Origin of the sequence: Shewanella algidipiscicola (genome assembly GCF_900380485.1) — a bacterium.
Classification (GTDB): Bacteria; Pseudomonadota; Gammaproteobacteria; order Enterobacterales; family Shewanellaceae; genus Shewanella; species Shewanella algidipiscicola.
In genome coordinates this window covers 884,998-904,764 of record NZ_OXJV01000001.1, presented here as the reverse complement: position 1 = coordinate 904,764, position 19,767 = coordinate 884,998, and the positions used below count along the sequence as shown (strand labels likewise).

15 protein-coding genes are annotated in these 19,767 nt (G+C 39.1%); 11 read left to right on the top strand and 4 right to left on the bottom strand.

Annotation, left to right across the window (positions count from 1 at the left end):
• Positions 1–30 precede the first annotated feature (30 nt).
• A complete protein-coding gene (locus DN599_RS04065) occupies positions 31–813 on the top strand; it encodes an MlaA family lipoprotein (RefSeq protein ID WP_110456342.1) in 783 nt (260 codons plus the stop codon).
• A gap of 122 nt (positions 814–935) precedes the next feature.
• On the top strand, positions 936–2,039 hold the full coding sequence (locus tag DN599_RS04060) for a response regulator (protein WP_110456341.1): 1,104 nt from the start codon (positions 936–938) through the stop codon (positions 2,037–2,039).
• 100 nt (positions 2,040–2,139) lie between these two features.
• On the opposite strand, the gene DN599_RS04055 is transcribed toward DN599_RS04060, so the two are convergent.
• On the bottom strand, positions 2,140–3,651 hold the full coding sequence (locus tag DN599_RS04055) for a peptide MFS transporter (protein ID WP_110456340.1): 1,512 nt from the start codon (positions 3,649–3,651) through the stop codon (positions 2,140–2,142).
• Positions 3,652–4,561: 910 nt separating this feature from the next.
• On the opposite strand from DN599_RS04055, the gene DN599_RS04050 reads away from it, so the two are divergent.
• The 9 genes from DN599_RS04050 (at position 4,562) to DN599_RS04010 (ending at position 15,550) form a co-directional block, all read left to right on the top strand.
• Positions 4,562–7,333 (top strand): SLBB domain-containing protein, encoded by a 2,772-nt coding sequence (locus DN599_RS04050; protein ID WP_110456339.1) that lies wholly within the window; start codon positions 4,562–4,564, stop codon positions 7,331–7,333.
• A 147-nt stretch (positions 7,334–7,480) separates the two neighbouring features.
• Positions 7,481–8,536, top strand: coding sequence for a UDP-N-acetylglucosamine--undecaprenyl-phosphate N-acetylglucosaminephosphotransferase (gene wecA / locus DN599_RS04045; RefSeq protein WP_110456338.1), 1,056 nt, complete (start codon positions 7,481–7,483; stop codon positions 8,534–8,536).
• A gap of 261 nt (positions 8,537–8,797) precedes the next feature.
• A complete protein-coding gene (locus tag DN599_RS04040; RefSeq protein ID WP_110456337.1) occupies positions 8,798–9,703 on the top strand; it encodes a Wzz/FepE/Etk N-terminal domain-containing protein in 906 nt (301 codons plus the stop codon).
• Positions 9,704–9,709: 6 nt separating this feature from the next.
• Entirely contained in the window at positions 9,710–10,996 is a 1,287-nt protein-coding gene (locus DN599_RS04035) for a hypothetical protein (protein ID WP_110456336.1), read from the top strand.
• Between the two features lie 55 nt (positions 10,997–11,051).
• Positions 11,052–11,879: a glycosyltransferase gene (locus tag DN599_RS04030; RefSeq protein ID WP_110456335.1), complete on the top strand. Its 828-nt coding sequence runs from the start codon at positions 11,052–11,054 to the stop codon at positions 11,877–11,879.
• Positions 11,876–12,781, top strand: a complete 906-nt coding sequence (locus DN599_RS04025) for a glycosyltransferase (protein ID WP_110456334.1) — start codon at positions 11,876–11,878, stop codon at positions 12,779–12,781. The genes DN599_RS04030 and DN599_RS04025 overlap by 4 nt, the downstream gene beginning before the upstream one ends.
• 47 nt (positions 12,782–12,828) lie before the next feature.
• Positions 12,829–13,635, top strand: coding sequence for a glycosyltransferase family 2 protein (locus DN599_RS04020; RefSeq protein ID WP_110456333.1), 807 nt, complete (start codon positions 12,829–12,831; stop codon positions 13,633–13,635).
• 14 nt (positions 13,636–13,649) lie between these two features.
• Positions 13,650–14,402 (top strand): glycosyltransferase family 2 protein, encoded by a 753-nt coding sequence (locus DN599_RS04015; protein WP_239473218.1) that lies wholly within the window; start codon positions 13,650–13,652, stop codon positions 14,400–14,402.
• Positions 14,403–14,416: 14 nt separating this feature from the next.
• A complete protein-coding gene (locus DN599_RS04010) occupies positions 14,417–15,550 on the top strand; it encodes an acyltransferase family protein (RefSeq protein WP_110456331.1) in 1,134 nt (377 codons plus the stop codon).
• A 16-nt stretch (positions 15,551–15,566) separates the two neighbouring features.
• Here the strand turns inward: DN599_RS04010 and DN599_RS04005 are convergent, their stop codons facing one another.
• From DN599_RS04005 to wcaK, 3 genes are read right to left on the bottom strand one after another with little or no spacing between them, the layout of a single operon-like run.
• The gene (locus DN599_RS04005; protein WP_110456330.1) at positions 15,567–16,892 is read right to left on the bottom strand and encodes an MOP flippase family protein; all 1,326 of its coding nucleotides are present in this window, start codon (positions 16,890–16,892) and stop codon (positions 15,567–15,569) included.
• Complete coding sequence (locus DN599_RS04000; protein ID WP_110456329.1) at positions 16,889–18,106, bottom strand: glycosyltransferase; 1,218 nt, start codon at positions 18,104–18,106, stop codon at positions 16,889–16,891. The genes DN599_RS04005 and DN599_RS04000 overlap by 4 nt, the downstream gene beginning before the upstream one ends.
• Positions 18,103–19,362, bottom strand: a complete 1,260-nt coding sequence (gene wcaK, locus DN599_RS03995) for a colanic acid biosynthesis pyruvyl transferase WcaK (RefSeq protein WP_110456328.1) — start codon at positions 19,360–19,362, stop codon at positions 18,103–18,105. Before wcaK ends, DN599_RS04000 begins: the two co-directional genes overlap by 4 nt.
• Between the last annotated feature and the right edge of the window lie 405 nt (positions 19,363–19,767).

The window sequence follows — 19,767 nt, the reverse complement described above, 5'->3', positions numbered from 1 at the left end:
TAGGCAATACTGTATAGGAATCCGAGTTATATGAAGTATAAATGGAGTGCGTTGAGCCTGCTATTGCTTGGGGCGCCATTGGCAGCCCAAACGCCACAAGAAGATGAAGCTAGTGCTAAGGAAAGCGCCACAGAAGTGTCTATTATTTATAATGATGACAGAGATCCTTTCGAGAGCTTTAACCGTGCTATGTGGGATTTTAACTATCTATACTTAGACAGATATTTATACCGTCCTGTCGCCCACGGCTATAATGATTACTTGCCACGCCCGGTAAAAACTGGGGTTAATAACTTCGTACAGAATTTTGAAGAGCCAAGTTCCTTGGTCAACAATGCCTTACAAGGTAAGTGGGGCTGGGCAGCGAATGCTGGTGGTCGCTTTACCATTAATACGACATTGGGCTTGCTCGGGATAGTTGATGTGGCCGATATGATGGGACTACCACGTAAGCAAGATGAGTTTAGTGAGGTACTAGGCTATTACGGCGTGCCAAACGGTCCCTATTTTATGGCGCCTTTCTTAGGGCCTTATGTGACGCGTGAATTAGCCTCTGATTGGGTTGATGGGCTCTATTTCCCATTATCAGAACTCACTATGTGGCAGTCACTGGCTAAATGGGGCTTAAAAAACTTGCATCGACGTGCTTCTGCAATCGATCAAGAGCGCTTAGTGGATAACGCATTAGACCCGTATGCTTTTGTTAAAGAAGCTTATTTTCAACATTTAGACTATAAAGTCTATGACGGAGATGTACCTGTCTCGACCGATGATGATGAGCTGCTCGATGAATATATGAAAGAGTTAGATTAGCGGATCACTCGCCCCTTGATTAACCAATCATGCTTAAGGGGTGAGTTTTATTGCTTATTATCACGTACAAAGATGTACTAGGTTAGTTAGCTTTGTCGCTGTGCAAAGCATGAGGAAGCTCAATGGCGTTAGAAGATCTAGTGATATTGTTGGTTGAAGATGATCCGGTTTTTCGCAGTGTGGTCGCCGCTTTTCTCTCGAGCCGAGGAGCCACGGTTGTCGAGGCCGATGATGGTCGTCAGGGATTAGCGCGTTTTAGCCAGACTGATTTTGATATCGTATTAGCGGATTTAAGTATGCCGATCCTAGGCGGTTTAGACATGCTAAAGCAGATGGTTAAGCGTAAGCCTGATACCTTATCAATCGTTATTTCGGGCAATCAGGTGATGGCCGATGTTGTCGAAGCGCTGCGGATCGGCGCTAGCGATTATCTTGTGAAGCCTGTCAACGATCTTTTTTTGATTGAAAATGCCATTCACCAATGTATCGACGGCCCGCGTCAACAAGATGTGAAGCTTGATGATCTAGAAGAACTGTCCTATCAAGAATTACAAGAGCACCTAAATTTACTTGAGCAAAACGCTGAAGCAGCCAAAAGTGTGCAGCAACAACTCTTTCCCCCATCAGCAATTGATTATCCCAAAGCTACCATCGACTATAGTTTATTCAAGAATGACGACGTTAGTGCTTACTTTATCGATAGTGCAAATGTTGGTGAGCAGTATCAAATTATGTATATGGCTCATTTTCATCCGCAGGATAATCGTTCAGCGTTTGCCAGTGTACTACTTAAAAGTTTTGTGAACCAAAAATTAAAACTCTTTCGTAACGGTAATAGCCACACGGTTATCGAGCCGTTTAGTATGCTCAGCTATCTCAACGACAGGCTCAGTAAGTCTGGCTTGAATATTTATGTTGACCTTATTTATGTGGTGGTGGAGTTAACCCATTATCGCGCTTCAATAGCTCAAGCTGGTAAAGGGCTGAGATGTTATATCCGTAATGATGAGGGGTTATTACCACTAGCTATGCCTGATGCCTTGCAGTTGGGTATTTTTGATTGGGGTCAGCCTAGTATCCAGTTTAGAGACTTATTACCAGCAGAACGTTTGTGTATTGTCTCAAGTGGTAGTGAACATAAAGCCATGCTTTTGGCCAATCATTTTGTTGGCTTAACCTATGAAACCACAATTGCGCCAGGTGGTTATGTACAGATGAGTTGTTAACTGGCTTAATTTAAGCCTACACATCCGCTGACATCAAATCTAAGACATAAAAAAACGCCTTACTAAGTCTAGTAAGGCGTTTTAGTTATATCGTTATCTTTTATCTTTTAACTGTTATCGCTTCATGTTCAGCCGTCACTGCAATCTCAGCTTCTAAAGCTTCTTCTTCAGTCTTAGGGCTATCTTCAGCGCCGTGCATCCAGTCGACAAGTTTGTCCGCCATAAAGTAAAGGATAACCGCTGAAATCGCTGCTGTAATGGCAATACCCGCAAAGATAGACATAGCGTTAGCCAGTTGATCTTCTGCCGAGCCACCAGGACCAATTAAGGAGCCGACAAGACCACCAATTTTATTTGCAGCTGCAATAAACAGGAACCATGCACCCATCATGAGTGATGCAATACGCAGCGGTGCCAGTTTGGTCACCATAGATAAACCAATAGGTGATAAGCACAGCTCACCCATAGTATGGAAGAAGTATGCACCGACTAACCACCACATGCTTGATTTAGCGCTCGCATCGCCACCCATCTCGAGTACGGCACCAATCATAAATAGGAAACCGATGGCCAATAAGGTTAAACCAAGGGCAAACTTCACCGGTGAATTGGGTTCTTTTTTACCTAAATGAATCCAAATAGAAGCCACTACAGGAGCAAAGACCACAATAAATATAGCGTTAAGTGATTGGAACCAGGTAGTAGGCACTTCAAATGAGCCAATCATACGGTTGGTAAAATCATTAGTGAACAAGTTCATCAGGCCACCAGCCTGCTCGAAACCTGCCCAGAAAATGATGGTAAATAGGCCCATAACCATGATCACTTTAATTCGATCGCGTTCGACTTTGGTTAAGGGCTCTTTACGGATCTCACCTCTAGCTTCTGCATTTTGTTTTTCTAATTTAGCTGCGGGAACAGTACCAATGTCGCCTAATAATTTTTGTGCGAACAGAAACTGAATAATGAGCGATATCACCATACCGACACCGGCGCAGAAGAAGCCAGCTTGCCAGTTATTAACAAACACTTCTTGTCCATCGATCACTTGAGTGTAACCAAAAGTCGTGTAAGCCCAGGCAACGATAAATCCTGAAAGTGCAGCGCCTAAGTTGATACCCATATAGAAGATAGTAAATGCGCCGTCACGACGATGATCACCTTCTTCGTATAAATCACCAACCATAGTTGAAATGTTGGGTTTAAACAGACCATTACCAAAAATTAGCGTACCAAGACCGATATAAAATACCGTTGTTTCTAAACCTGGCATCCAGCTATGAGGTGCGGCCAGAACAAACTGGCCAATGGCCATCAGTGCGCCACCAATATAGATAGCTTTACGTTGACCTAAAATATTATCGGCTAACCAACCACCGAGCAGTGGCGTTAAATAGACTAAACCTGTAAAGGTACCATATAAGGAGAGCGCATCGGCTTGAGTCCAGCCCAATCCATGTCCACCTTGTGATTGAACTGCATCGACTAGATATAGCACCAAAATCGCACGCATTGCGTAATAACTAAACCGTTCCCATAACTCTGTTGTAAATAACAGAAACAGCCCTTTAGGATGCCCGAGCATCGTACCTTGAGGTTTTGCTGCGCTCATGTAAGTTTTCCCACCTTCGCTTGTGATTGCCTACATAACAGTATCTATGTAGAAAAATTTGTTGTTAATATTATCAATGCCTTAACAACTGACGTTTACTTGAGATGATCTGATTTTAAGTTAAAGAAATCATTCAAGTTTTTAGTTGTCTATCTGTTGCAGACTTTTGTTATTTATTAATATCTAAACGTGTTAAATTGTTTTAAACCCACCTTGTATACACTTTTAAGCCCCTAAAAGTCAATTTAACATATAAGTGAAAAGCGTTAAATAATAAGATGGTGAGGTGTAAAAATGTTTTTAATATCATTGATTTAGGCTTGCATTCTCTATTTCTAATTGCATTTAAAAAAGTGTGGGCAGATGTTAATGTCTAAACAACGTCGTATGTAATTTAAATGAACTGATGCATCACTGTTTCAAATAGAGAATGCATGTGATGACCTTCGTTCTTGCTGCCATTCTTTCAATCGGCCGACCATTAAACGCTTTCACCGCTGCGTTTCTCAGATGACCATTTGTCACATATCTGGTTTATTGAGGTGCAAGCGGCTGTAGCCATTTTTTAGTGATGACTTTGTCGCTGCTCTCGGTGTATGTAATAGGTACTTTTAACAGACATCTTGTTTCGATTTGGTCAACAAGTTTCCAGAGACATCGCATTCGATTAATTTTTATGGGATGCATAGATGTTGTGCTGTACTGAGTTGATGAAAGGCGTATAATCGTGCGAAATTTTTAAGAAGTAATTTGTTGCTTCATTTTTTAGCAAAATTTAGTAAAAAATCGCTAGTACCATTTGGCGATTTCAAGGAAGAGCTTCGAGGTAGACTTATAACTTTATAATCTACTGGTATTTTAGCCTTAGTCCAACCGGATGGTTGTATGAGTCAGATTATTGGAGATTCGGGTGTTACACAAAGTAAAAAAAATAATCATAGCAGGCATAGGGATTATATGTTTATTCAGTGGTGCGGTCCAAGCCATTACTCCATCTCCTCAGATGATAGAGCAATTTAAAACTTTATCTAAAGCTGAACAGGAAAGACTTGCCAAGCAGTATGGGCTCGATCCTGCTGTATTAAACGGTGAAATAACTGATGCAAAAAAGGATCTAATTAATCAGCCTGTAGTAATACCTAGAGCCGATGAAGATGAAGATAAAAAGCTCAAAGAACTCAAAGAACAACAGATTATTATCAAAGAAGTCAATGCATTCTTAAAAGAGCAAAAAGATAAGGACTCTAAAGAGTTAAAGCCTTATGGTTATCATTTGTTCGAGGGTGAGCCGGTAAGCTTTGCCCCTGTATCAGATATACCGATACCGAGTGAGTACTTAGTCGGTCCTGGTGATACGATAAAAGTGCAGCTTTATGGTAAAGAGAATAAAGAGTATGACCTAATTATTGGCCGCGATGGCAATATTCAATTCCCTGAACTGGGTCCTATCTCTGTATTAGGCTTAAAGTTTGAAGACATGCGTCAAGCCGTCTCTGCGCGTATTAAGCAGCAGATGATAGGTGTCGAATCTAATATCACTATGGGTGAGCTGCGCTCAATTCGTATTTTTATAGCCGGTGATGCCTATAAACCTGGTTCATATACTGTCTCCAGCCTTTCTACAATAACTCAGGCATTGTTTGTGGCTGGTGGTATTGCTGAAATTGGGTCGTTAAGAAATATACAGCTAAGACGTAAAGGTGAGCTTATAGGCACATTAGACCTTTACGATCTACTGATGCGTGGTGACGCATCGAATGATATGCGCTTGCATTCCGGTGACGTGGTGTTCATTCCTTCTGTTGGTGGCCTAGTCTCTGTCGATGGTGAAGTTAGACGTCCGGCAATTTATGAGCTTAAAGGTAATGAGTCCATGGAAGAGGTTATCTCCATGGCTGGCGGCCTTAAAGGTGACGCTTATCCTAGAAGCAGCAGTATTGAGAGATACAATGAACAAGGTTTAAAATCGATAAAGAATGTAGATTTGACAACAGATAAAGGCCGAGCAGAGAAAGCTAAAGCCGGTGACATCATTAAAGTGAAGACTGCAACAAGTCAATTTGAAGATGCGGTCACTGTTATCGGTGCCGTCGTTCGTCCTGGCAAGTATCAATGGTATCAAGGACAAAAAATTAGCGATCTACTTCCCTCTGTCTGGGGGGATTTCCTGCCTTCAGCCGATCTAGATTATGCCATCATTATTCGTGAAATAAACAAACATGGCGATATCGAGGTACACCAGTTTGCACCCTCTCGAGCGATTATCAATAAATCAGAAAATCAAGATTTAGAATTAAGTCCTCGAGACATAGTGATGGTGTTTAACTTTAGTGATGATTCACAAAATCGCTTTGAGCTTAATAAGCTTGTTAGAGATAGGGTTGAGGAAGTCGTACAACTTGTTGGTGATAGTTCTTTGTCAAAAGATCTTTTTAAAGCAGGTTTCTCTCAGTTAGAAAATCAAAAGTTAACTAACCGCAGCCAACTAGGTGGAGTGGTTGTCGCTAAAGAGCAGGTAGAGGATGACGAAGCGTTAGCGATTAAAGGTGAAGTCAACAGGATGATGGCAAACTTGTTTGAAGATCCTGAACTTATTAAGCTCAGTGGCTTGATGAACCGAAGTGAGCTTCTTTATCCGATCATTATGAAGCTGAATCATCAGAATCGTTTTGGCGAAGATGTGCCGGTAGTTGCAGTCAAAGGACAGGTTTATCACGAGGGAATTTATCCGCTTGCTGTCAATGCTCGAGTCTCTGAGATAGTTAAAGCCGCTGGTGGGTTGAAAGAGGGGGCATACACAGCAAGAGCAGAATTGACTCGCACCATTACTCTCGCCGACGGTTCGAGTATTATCCATAAAAATATAGAACTTCTTTCGGCACTTAATGGTGAAGATAGCTCAAATCTTCTGTTGAAAGGCAGAGATATTCTCACCGTTATGACCACGCCAGAATGGCAAGAGAATAAATCCGTAGAAATTCGTGGCGAGGTTAAGTTCCCTGGAGTTTATAACATTAGGCGCGGTGAAACCCTTAAAGAAGTGATAGAAAGGGCTGGTGGCTTTACTAGTTTTGCTTATCTTCCTTCGGCGGTGTTTGTACGAGAATCGATCCGCCAGCAAGAGCAGCTGGAAATTAAAAAGTTGGCCGACCAGCTGCGCCGAGATTTAGCCACCCGTGGTGTATCTAAAGGTGGGGATGTAGTCAATTACGCAGATGCTCAGATGATGCTAGCTGATCTTGAAAATATAGAAGCGGTAGGTCGTCTTGTTGTTGATCTGTCCGCCATCTCAATTGGAATTGAGCAGGCAGACCTTCAGTTAGAAGATTCTGATGTGCTTTATGTCCCATCAACCAAACAAACGATTGCTGTGATGGGCGAAGTACAGCATGCAGCGACTCATAGATATAAAGAAGGGTTAACAATTGATCAGTACTTAAATATGTCTGGGGGTGTCAGAGAACGCGCCGATGATGGAAGAACCTATGTAGTAAAAGCAAATGGTTCCGTTATGCTGCCTAGTCGTTCAATTTGGTTTAGCAGTGAAGATAAGCTACAGCCAGGAGATACTATTATTGTGCCATTGGACACCGAATATAAAGATAACTTATCGCTTTGGTCACAGGTTACTAGTATCGTTTATAACACAGCTGTCGCATTTGCCGCTATTGCTAATCTGTAAGTAGAAGATGGAAATCTTAATGTAAGCATTAACTCAGTGCAAAAGCGTTATAGAAACGCTTTTGCATATACTTTATGTAAAAGAAGCGATGCTAATTGTCGCCAATGTATAGTGTTCCATTTGTGTAAGTAAATAAGGAAAGCGTTCATGGATTATTTGATCCCCCTGAGTTGCTCTTTTTTTGTATCATTCTTAGTCATACGATGGATTATTCCCGTGGCTGAGAAAGTAGGTTTAGTTGATATCCCTACAGGGCGAAAACAGCATAACGGTAGGGTGCCATTGATTGGCGGATTTGCAATATATCTTAGTGTTATGACAACTAGCTTAATTTTTATCCCTGATAATCAGTCGCTTAATATCTATCTCGTCTCAGCTTCATTAATCCTGTTTATCGGTATATTAGACGATAAATACGATATACCTGTACGATATCGTTTGGTTGCTCAGGTGATAGTCGCGTCAATGATGATCTTTGGTGCCGGGTTGTATTTGAAAGATCTCGGAGATTTGTTAGGCTTTGGTCTCATTTCGCTTGGCTTTGTTGGCGCATTTATCACTGTTATTGCTGTGATCGGAGCAATTAATGCCTTCAATATGGTTGACGGTATAGATGGTTTAGCCGGAATGCTTAGCCTAATAACGTTTGCTGGCTTAGCCTTTTTGTTGAGTCGAGTTGGGAGTGATTGGTATCTTTTGCCTCTGTTGTTTATTGCAGCTTTGGTTGCGTATTTAATGTTTAACTTAGGCTGGCCTAATAAGATACTTAGAAAAGTATTTATGGGTGATGCTGGAAGTATGTTAATTGGTCTGACAGTGGTCTGGCTTCTTGTCATTGGAGTTGATCGTGATGTCAATGCATTCAGACCTGTCACAGCGCTCTATCTTATCGCTATACCTTTGATGGATATGGCTGCGATAATGTTAAGAAGAATCAATAAAGGCGACTCCCCCTTTAAGCCTGATCGTGATCATTTACATCATATATTTATGAGAGCTGGATTTAGTCCGTTACAGTCGTTAGCTATCATTAGTGCTTGTGCAAGTTTATTTGCTTTTATAGGCGTTTTATCTGAACTCTATCAGGTACCTGAAGCCATTATGTTTATCGGCTTTCTTGTTATATTTGCACTTTATAGTTATGCGATTCAGCATGCTTGGCAAATTATTTCAACCTTTAGAAATTTAATGCGTAGAACGTAGTTCGATATTTTGTTAAGGTTTTTATCGTTAATATTGAATAGGTTATACTTACTACGGTTTTCGCTATGCAATGAAACTAGCTGTAACAGGGCTTACTAAAACTCGTTATTTATATGGGATCCTCTGTTGATGATGCAATATGGAAATATGATGATATTTAGTGTATTAAATTTCATTATATTTTTCATTTAGAGCTTATTTATACAAGGAAATTAAGAATTTTTTGAGCTTTTATCGCTCACGTATTCATAGAACATAATTATGCAAAAGCAAGAAATAGAGATTGATATAAAAGACTTACTCACATCTTTGTGGCGTCAGAAATTTTTAATCATAATTATCACTACAATATTCGCAGTAGCCTCAGTGCTGTTTGCTCTTTCTTTGCCCAACCTATACAAAGCGGAGGTTCTATTGGCTCCAGCTCTTGAAGACTCGCAGATGTCTGGTGCACTTAATCAGCTGGGCGGGATAGCTGCTATGGCAGGGATAAATGTGGGTAAGCAGGGAGCTTCAAGAGTGGATTTGGCACTAGAGACGCTGAAATCGCGCAAATTTACACAACACTTTATCGACAAACGAAACATACTTATCCCGTTAATGGCTATGGAGCGCTGGGATGCACTTAGTGGAGAAGTCGTCATTAAGTCTGATCTATATGATGAAAGCTCCCATAAGTGGATTCGTCCTGTTGCTGAAGGCAAGTCAGTGATCCCTACTGCATGGGAGGCTTATAAAGAATTTGAGCTGATAGTTGATTATGAACGGTTGAAAATGGGCGGCTTCATCAAATTATCGGTAGAGTCACAATCACCGTATTTAGCACAACAATGGGCTGATTGGTTGGTGGATGACTTGAATCAATGGATAAAGAAGGGGGATATAAAGGAGTTTACCGCAAATATTGCCTATATTAATGAAAAAATAAACTCCACGCAAGTTGCTGAAATGCAAAAGGTTTTTTATCAGCTGGTAGAGGAGCAAACTAAAAAGCTGATGCTTGCAGAGGTTCAAGAGGAGTATGTGTTCAAGGTAATCGATCCTGCGGTTGTTCCCGAAGAGAAAGACTCTCCTCGCAGAGCTATTATATGTATTTTGGGGACGTTTATCGGGGGATTCTTAGCACTTTTGATTGCTTTGATTCGTCATATTCTGGCGAGAAAGTAACTACAGATGTTTTGGAAAATGACCCAATATAGATTGTTGTCTATATTTATGTTCTTATTTCTTATAGTGGGGCCACTATCCACAACCCAATGGAATAAAGTTGTTATTGTTTCTATTTTTTTATTAGCTTCAATGGTAATTTTTCTTAGTAGCTTACTGTCAAAGAAAAATAGATTTTGGTCTCTAGCTCTCTATTCTAGCCTGTGTTATGTCGCAGCCTTTGTCATTGCCCTTTTTGCTATATTGCTCACGAGGGAGCATCTAACGGGGGAATATATTGACTCTGTCATAATTGGACGATTATTTACCTTTATTACGGTTTTGATGATGGTCTACTTGGTAAATATATGGCTCGCCTCTAGTGATGCAAAACAATTAGAAAAAGCCTTACGAGTTGCTTTCTTTATTTTGTTAGTTTTCGTTCTTCTTGGTATTTTGCAATTTATTGGTAATTTAGTTGGCGTTCCATTTTTTATCGAAACACGTGATTGGATGCATGGCGTTCCAAGTGCGATTCGCTCTGTAGTGCCTAAACGATTAACCTCAATCGCTGAAGAACCTAACTTTCTATCGCCGCTATTAATAGAGTATTTAATTATTACTGGTTTAGTTATAGGCGGGAGAAATATTAAGTATACTCTTTATGCGTTAGGTCTGTTTGTCGTGCTTTTTTCATTTTCTGGTGGCGTGTATATCAATTTGCTATTGCTCATCTTTGTATATGGGATCTTATCTCTTTTCCGTAGCTTAATGAAAGGTGTGTTAAAGGGGCATGATTTTGTTTTTATCTTTGGCATGTTTCTTTGTTTTGTTTTCATCATTTTTGTTGGCGATGTACTTTTAGAGTTTCTTTATTACAAAGTACAAGGTGAGGCCGCTGGTCAATCTTCTCGTGGTCAATTTTTGGTGTCACTGATTCAACTAATAGCTAACAGTGGTTTTAGCCAGCTGATCTTCGGTCATGGTATGGGGACCATGGGGGTACTTACCGAATTTGGGCTTCCTAAAGAAGATTTCATATTTAGCATTAGTAATAATTTTTATCTCGATATGTTGTGGGAGGGGGGCTTTGTAGGATTAAGCTTTATCATAATATTTTTCGCTCTATTGCTTTATCATGGGCTTAAGGGGTATATGAATGATAGATATGTTGAGGCAGGGTTACTTCTTACAATACATATGGTTATCACTTCATTGTATCGCTCAGAATATTTAAGTACTCATTTTATTTGGGTGTTGAGTTTGATTCTGGTGTGCTATCGACTCGGGCATATTAAGGTTAAGAAAAGTTAATTAATTTTTAGATAACCTGTTTACGAGATCTATTTAGAATTTGAGTTATTAAGATATGAAAGATAATGATAGAAAGGTATCTGTATATATACCAACACATAACAGAAGCTGTCTTCTTTTTAGGGCTGTATATTCAGTTTTGAATCAAGATTATAAAAATATCGAAGTGGTTATCTCTGATGACGGTTCAAGCGACGATACTCCTGATATCTGTAACGCTCTTATGCTACGCGATGACAGAGTCAGGTATATTCGAACAGAGACTGCCCGAGGCGCTAATCATGCGAGAAACCTAGCAATACAGAATTGTACAGGTCACTTTGTAACGGGATTAGATGATGACGACTTTTTTTTGCCGACAAGGATTTCCACATTTATCAATAACTATAATGGCCAATATTCATTCTATTATTCTCAAAGAAAAGTAGTTTCTAAGATTCATGCTAGAGATAGTGAAAATCAAAAAGGTCGGCTCGATCTCGACCGTCTATTACATAAGAATTATGTTGGTAATCAGGTTTTTGTAGAGCGAAGTCGAATTGTTGAAGCTGGTTTATTTGATGAAGATTTACTCGCTTGGCAGGATTATGATTGCTGGATTAGAATAATGCAAAAGTTTGGCGATGCATATGGGCTTGATTCGGTTGACTATATAATGGATATAAGCCATGAAAGTGAGAGAATAAGCACTTCAAAAAAGGCCCAAATGGGTATCGAGCAGTTTATGTTTAAGTACAGGGATATTCTAAGTAAAAAACACCTAAAAACAATAGAAAGTGAATTGCTTATTATCTCTGGTAACAAGATTAAGGTTTTTGATCTATTCAGACTATTTAACACTCATAATATTAAAAGAATGCTTGTAAAGTTGGTACGTCAATGAGCGACTCTCCTTTAGTGTCTATCATTATGCCTGTTTATAATGGCGGGAAATTTTTAACTTCCGCTATAGACAGCATTTTGACCCAGTCCTATCCAAATCTTGAGTTAGTGATAATTGATGATGGCTCTCAAGATAGTAGTGGAAACGTTATCAAAGCTTTTCAACAAGCCGATGATAGAGTCAAGTTTATTAGTCGCGAAAATAGGGGGCTTGTCTATACCCTTAATCAGCTTATACAAATGGCTAAAGGTAAGTTCATTGCTCGTATGGATGCCGATGATATTGCTCATCCGAACAGAATCGAGAAACAGGTTCAGCATCTGCTAAATGATAAGTCGGTCGCTCTGGTGGGAACTGGATACTACTATATTGATGAGAATGATAACAAGATAGGTAGCCGAAAAATTATTTGTGATGACGGGTTGTTGAAGGCATCTTTACTCTTTGGTTCTCCTTTTGCTCATCCTACGGTAATGTTTAATGTGGATGTTTGTGGGCACATATTAAATTACGATGCTGAATACAAACACGCAGAGGACTATGAACTCTGGCTTAGAATTAGTTGGCGAGAGCAGCTAAAGGTTGTCAATTTAGCTGATAAGTTACTGATGTATAGGGTACACTCTTCGAGTGTGTCGAGTGTGTATGGCGATGAGCAGTTAAACGCAGCTTATAGGGCCTTACGTCAATTTCCTATAATAAAGCACTATGAATTATCTGGTGGGGACATTAAACACTTGTTTAATAGTCAAAGTGGTAATTTATTTATTGAGTATTTAAGGTTGGTTAGAGCAAACGCTATGCATAAAACCTTGAATGCCAAAAGCTTAGGTATTCGCATTCTAATCGCGTTTATCACGCGAACTAGACTAAGTGTCTCCAAACGATTGAGAAAGTCATAATTAAATGCTCGAGATTAAACTGAGGTATCCCCATTTTGAAGGCAAACATGCATAAGTTATCTATTCTGATATCTACTTATAAAGAGCGAATATCTGCTGTAAAAGATGTTGTAAAACACAAGCATCCTAGTTTGTCGTATATTGTTGTGCATCAAGTAGAAACAGAATTGTTTCAAGATGAAGTTCAGCAACTCTGCCATGACAGGCCTGATATACATTATATTGCGCTTGAAGGGAGTGGAGTTGCGAAGAGTCGCAATGTGGCTATTGCTAATGCCGTTGGCGACTACATTTTGTTTATGGATGATGATGTCACCTTGAAACCTAATATTTATCAGCTTGTTATTAATGCCTTTGAAACGCAGGAAAAAGCAGATCTCATAACCTTTCAAATTGCCGATACGGATACCGGAGCCTTACTCAAAGACTATCCGAAGGACATTATTGTTCATAATAGAAAAACTATTTTGAAGACAGGGACTATTGAAATGGCCTGTAAGCTTGAATCGCTGCGAAATAGTCGAGTCTGTTTTCCTGAGTATCTTGGGGCTGGAACAAGCCTTCCTGCTTGTGAGGAACCGGTTTTTTTATCGAGATTAATCGATAAGAAGTTGCGTTTGGAGTCTTGTCCTCAAGTGATTGGTTATCATCCGAAACTATCTTCTGGAAAAGTGTTTAATACAGAAGAAGCACTGCTTTGCCGAGGAGTTGCGTTCCGACAGATTTTCGGCGTGTTTTTGGGGATACCAGCAATCTGTTATTTTTATTTAAAAAATAGAAGTAAGTTTCAGCTTGAGGGGAAATCCTCATTAAGTTCCTTATTTAGGGGGTATTTTATGCCCGTTTCGAAGTGATGACGGGGTCGTTAATGAAAAATAAATTAGTGTCTGTTATTACTCCATCATTTAATTGCGCAGAAAGTATTGGTGCGACGATAAAGTCGGTTCAAGAACAGGATTATCAGCATTGGGAAATGCTCATCGTCGATGATTGTTCAACTGATAATACAAGAGCTGTTGTACAAGCTTATGCTGATAAAGACCATAGAATAAAACTCATTACTCGTAAATGGAATGCTGGGCCAGCTGTAAGCCGTAATAGGGGAATTAGTCATGCGAATGGTCGTTATATTGCTTTTCTTGATGCTGATGACATGTGGTATCCCCAAAAACTAAGCAAACAATTGACATTTATGGATAAACATAAGGTTGCGTTGTCTTATACTGCGTATCGCAGAGTTGATGAATCTGGTCGTGAGTTAGGTTTTATTATCCCCCCTGAAAAATTAACTTACGAAGAGTTGTTAAAGTGTTGTCGCATTGGTTGTCTTACAGCACTTTATGATACGAAACGCTTAAATGGTAAAGTGTATATGCCAAATATAGCAAAGAGACAAGATTTTGCGCTCTGGCTTAAAATTATGCGGCAGATTGGTGAAGCTTATGGATTAACAGAGGTACTAGCCGACTATACAGTGGCCACTAATAGCGTATCTTCTAACAAAATAACTGCTGCTAAGTATCAGTGGAGAGTATACCGCGAAGTAGAAAAGTTACCATTCCTATCTTCGCTTCGATATTTCTGCTTTTATGCGCTAAAGGGGATTTTAAATCGAATATAATGCCGGCTATTTAGTTGTTTATAGACATTGCTTTTGGAAAGGATGAGATAAAAAATACGATGAAGAAGGAAAATATACAGTCGTTACAAGTGTTAAGAGGCTTGGCTGCACTAGCGGTTGTAATCCATCATTCAATAAGGGCTGTAACAATCAATAATGGGGATATGGTGTTTTCATCGCCCTGGTTTATTGATAATCATACTGTTATGGATATTGGTGCTGCTGGTGTCGATATTTTCTTTGTTCTTAGTGGCTTTTTGATGTTCTATATCTCTGATAAGTACTCTAAAGAGTCATTTTCATTAACGAATTTTTTAGCACAAAGATTTATCAGAGTTTGGCCGTTATATGCCGTGGTAACGACGGTTATATGTTTAGTTTTACTTAGAAAACTGTTTTTTTTCGATCAGTTTTCGTTTGATCTGCAGCTTTACAGGCTTGCGAGTTTTTTCTTCATTCCATCGTTTAATGAGTCTGGCCATTTACAACCTATATTAGGGGTTGGCTGGACATTGAATTATGAAATATTGTTCTATGTTGTGTTTGCCATATCATTAAAAGTAAGCACAAAGAATCCACTTCCTTGGGTAGGTGGGTCATTATTAATTTTATTTTTTATTGGTTATTTTTCGTCCAAAGAAACAGTTGTGCATGCTTTTTTATCAAATACAATAATATTTGAGTTTATATTCGGTGCGTTAATTGGACTTATGTTCAAGAAACGATACTTACCAATGAACACTAATGCGACTGCAATCATCTCTGGAGTACTGATTATTATCTTAGCATCCATGTTCAATGTTGATGATGACTTTCGGTTCGCAACCACAGGAGTCGGAGCGGCATTAATTTTTTGTGGGATGTTAACACTGAACCAAGATTTTAAGTTTCCTAAATTATTTATTACATTAGGCGATGCTTCCTATTCTATATATCTTGTACATATGCTATTTATTTATCAATTATGTTTTAGGGTTTTATATAAAGTACCAGAAACATTATTGGCTAATATAAATGCTGAAATGATAGCATTATTTATGACCATAGGTTCAGTATTAGTTGGAATTTTATTCTATTATTTGGTAGAAAAGCCTATGCTTAATTGGTTCAAAAAGTATTATTCAAGAAGTAAGCCTGCTATTAGCTAGAAGGCTTACTTGTGGATTATGATGAAGTTGTTAGACTTATTGCAAACATAGAGGTCAATACAGTTACAACTATTGATACAAGTAATGGTGTTGTCACTGTTTTTATGAAAGTGCGTTGAGTCTCAAGTTTGAGTGCGTAACTAAAGTAAAAACTTGATAAAAGAGTGAGCATAACTTGAATCGTAGACAGGGTTATAGCAACAGTTAATACACTACCACTAATCGCTGCGAGGCTAATGGCAAATGTCATAATGATACTGGCGATGATATTCCACCCGAACTCGATATCACTCCGTCCTCTTGCTTGAGCCAATGCTGCAAATACACCACCTAAGGGCCTAATCATCCCAAACAGCCCAAGTATGGCGAGCAATGGAGCACTTTCTAAGTAGCGAACACCGTACAAGAGAAAAATAATAGGGTAGGCAAGTAGACTAATAAAAGCATAAATCAGGCAATTGCACCAGCTCAATACTTGTATAGTCTTTATATGCAACTCGCTTGTTTTGACATTGTTTTTTTGATTTATTGCAAATCGTGGTAATAATAGCCTAGAAATTAATGGGCTGATGAAGCGTATCGGCTTCATTATAAGTTCTTTAGCTATAGAGTAAAAACCTAATACCTCCATCCCAAGCAACTTTCCTAAAATAATTTGATCAGCTTGTGTTCTTAGTTGATTAATGACTTGAGAGCCTACTTGGTAGATTCCAAACTTACATGCGGGGACGACAATAGTCCATGCTGGCTTATAAGAAAATTTGAACTCATTAGATTTGAATATAGAAAAAAGAATAAGTTTTATTATGGCGTTAATGATAGCGCCATATATGACGGCAATAATGTTTATTTCGTATAAAAATAGGTAAGTAATAACAAATAAAAAACTCAAGCTACGGGCTACGATCTCAATCTTTGCCAGTTTTTCTTGTTCAAAGTTTCGGATTAAGCTTGCTTGAAATAATGAACATATGCCAATTAAAGCAAAATTTACAGAAGCAGTAGACAGAAGAATAGTAAGTTTAGGTTGTAAATAAAATTGACTGATAAAGGGAGCGATAAAGAGTGTGATGACTGCTAATGATATACCAATACATAAACTAACAAATAGTAGCGCAGAGTTTTCGCTAGATGTTGTATTTTGTCTATGTATAAGATAATTACTGAGCCCCATATCTTGAAATACCAGTACAAGAGCAATGGCAATATTGGCTATTGCAAGCAGTCCGATCTCATCTACTGTAACTAATCTAGCCAGAATGACCATTTGAGCCATTTGTACGACAGCTGTCACGACACTGGAGATTAGGGTCCAACTAGCCTGTTTTTTGAGTTGACTCACTTTGTATTATTCCTGAGCAAGTCGGCAAGTTGATCATAAATATGCTTCTGGTTGTACATATCTAAAATTGTTTGTAACGCGGTAGCCTTGATCTGTTCAAGGTTGTGTTTTCCATTAACTATTTCAGTTAATATCGTCGCCAATGCTTTAGGATCTCGTTCGGGTACTAAATAGCCACTGTGATTATTTTCGATCAATTCTGGAATGCCACTATGTAATGTGGATAAACAGATGACGCCTTTGGCCATAGCTTCCATCAACGCAACTGGAATACCTTCCATATCCCCGGATGCTGCAGTAACGCTTGGTAGGATAAATACATCTGTATTTTCTAAATGCTGGTTAATTGCGTTTGGATCTTGATAGCCCAGTAGTGTCACTGAACTTATTAGTCCCAGCTCACCAATTAGTTGCTGATGATCGTCGAATAAAGGACCTGTACCAATAATATTATATTGGAAATCAATGTTGGCAGCCTGTAAAAGCTTCATCGCTTGTATCGCATACTCTAATCCTTTTTTCTCTGAGTGGCGTGCAACAGTGAGTAATTGTAAAGGTGAGTGGAGTTTAACTTTGGGGTTGAAAGTAAAACAATCTGCATCGATCCCCATACGGTTGACAATAATCTTTTCTGCGGGACAGCCAAATTCTAATAGTTTTTGTCGCCATAACTCACTGATAGGAAGTGCAATAATGTCTTTTTTAAATAGACGTTGATACGCTGGTAAATATTTCTTTAGTACTGTTTTTTGGCTAATGTCATACCCATGAAAAACAGGATAGAGTTTGCCGGATAAGCAGCCAAGCTCAATTAAGTCGTCGGCGATAATGGCACTAGGGCCAAAGTGAGCAATAATGGCATCGGCTTCAAAGTGGCTTCTTTTTTTGATGAGATTGGCATAGTTAACAAAACAAAAGTCTTTATCTTTTAACTTTTTTATCATTATTTTTCTGAAATTTGAATTTGTCAGAGAAAATAAAATGTTTTTAAGTTGTCCATAACGCTTGCTAATACTGCCGTTAGACACATCTGTAAGGCAAGTGGTTCGAGATATTAGATCGTGGCGTTTAATGATTTCGATATCTTTGGCTTCACCCTGTTTCAGGGTAATGATCTTAATATCTATACCGCGTTCGATTAGTCCATTGATTTGGTTAATGATGAATGTTTCTGAGTAGCATGGAAACTCACTTAGGAAATAGATGACTTTCATAATATTTCCTTTAAGGCTCTTTCTACAAATGCAATCGTTTTCTGTCTCTCTAGAGATACTCTCAGTGACGTGAGCTCCCTTAAGCTATCGAGATCTTTTAACTGTTCAGATAATTGAATTTCAAAGTCACCATTCATAAAAGAAGTTAACGGGATTGCAAACTTATCGAGACCAAGTCCTTCCATGATACCCTTAGATTTATGTTCATAGTTTAATGCGAATGCCGGAGTCCCAAAATTCATCGAGATAATTGCGCTGTGCAAACGAGTTCCAATGGTTAGTACACACTGAGATAGTAAGCTACCAAGCTGGACATCATTATATTCGTCCATAGCAACGTAGAAATGCGCTTTTGTATCGTGATCGCATAGTGACTGAATCCTTAATGCCACCATTCTATCGTCTTTTGGATAGCCATCAATGCCGGTACAGGTAGAGATAGCCAGCACGGCATAACCTTGTGCAATGAGTTGCTGACAGATAGTTGCCATTTTGCGCTCGTAAGCCGATTGTTCTATTCCAAGGGTACGATCAAAGGGAGCAAGTTCTCTTACTGTGATAGCAACAATTTTCCGTTTTGTTTGGAATGGTAAGGGCGTCACATCAACATTTTGATCGACTAGCCAAGCAGTGTCTGAACCCATATCTACCGCAGGAAGATCGTTTTCAAATAACTGGTTAATTAATTCTAGGCTTACCGACTCTCTTAAGCCCAAAAAAGGCGTTCTCGAAAATACACTCTTAGATACATGTGCAAAATGCCCATCACCGAAGGGCCCAACGCTGTGGCCGATGAATATTAGCGGCTTTTCAGCAACTAAAGTGCAAAGCGCATTATCAAATTGGGATACGCCATAGGCGTCAACATAAAAGGATCCACCAACCTGAATGACAGCATCATATTGCGACAGATCTTGAATATATTGCTTATATGCTTCAGGTAATGGAAGCAAACTCGCTAGTTTTTTATGTTGTAATTTAAGTAGTAATATTTTCGATATAAATTTGCTCGCGAGACGTTTGATTATTTTACTTTTCAAAGTCTTTGCTGTTTTTGTACGATACTTAGCCAAAGGATCGGCAATGACTGGCTGCGTTAATAAGTAAGCTGAGCTTTCAGGGAAGCGACTGTTAATGACCAATTCGATGTTCGGTGCAGCTCTCGATATACAACTGATCAATCCTCTGAGAATTGCTGAATCGCCTCGGTTTCCACAAGTATGATTCCCAGCAATTAATACCCGTTTATTGTTCATGTTCTCAGTCTCACTGCGTTGCCCTACCGATAAAAGGGAGGCATTTTACGACGATGCTAGCGTAGGCTCAAGTAATACAATTGATAGTTTGATTCGTTTGTCGCTGTCAAAGGAAAATAGATTAAGAAGTGAGTGCTTTTGCTTGGAGCTATCAGACAAGGATTTTGTGGCAAGGGGTTTCACTAAGGGATCGCGTATTACGCATTTGACTAAGTCAGTCGAATAACCAGCCAATTATTACCGATAAAAACTGAAGATTTAATAAAGTGAATCCGAGCGAGTGCGGTTATTTTGACCACTTTTAGTGCTCGCATGACTCAATCATATTCATTCCATCAAAGGCCTAGTGGTAACTTGATTTTAGTGAAAGCTTTCCGTCATAATAGGCGCCGATATCACCATCAT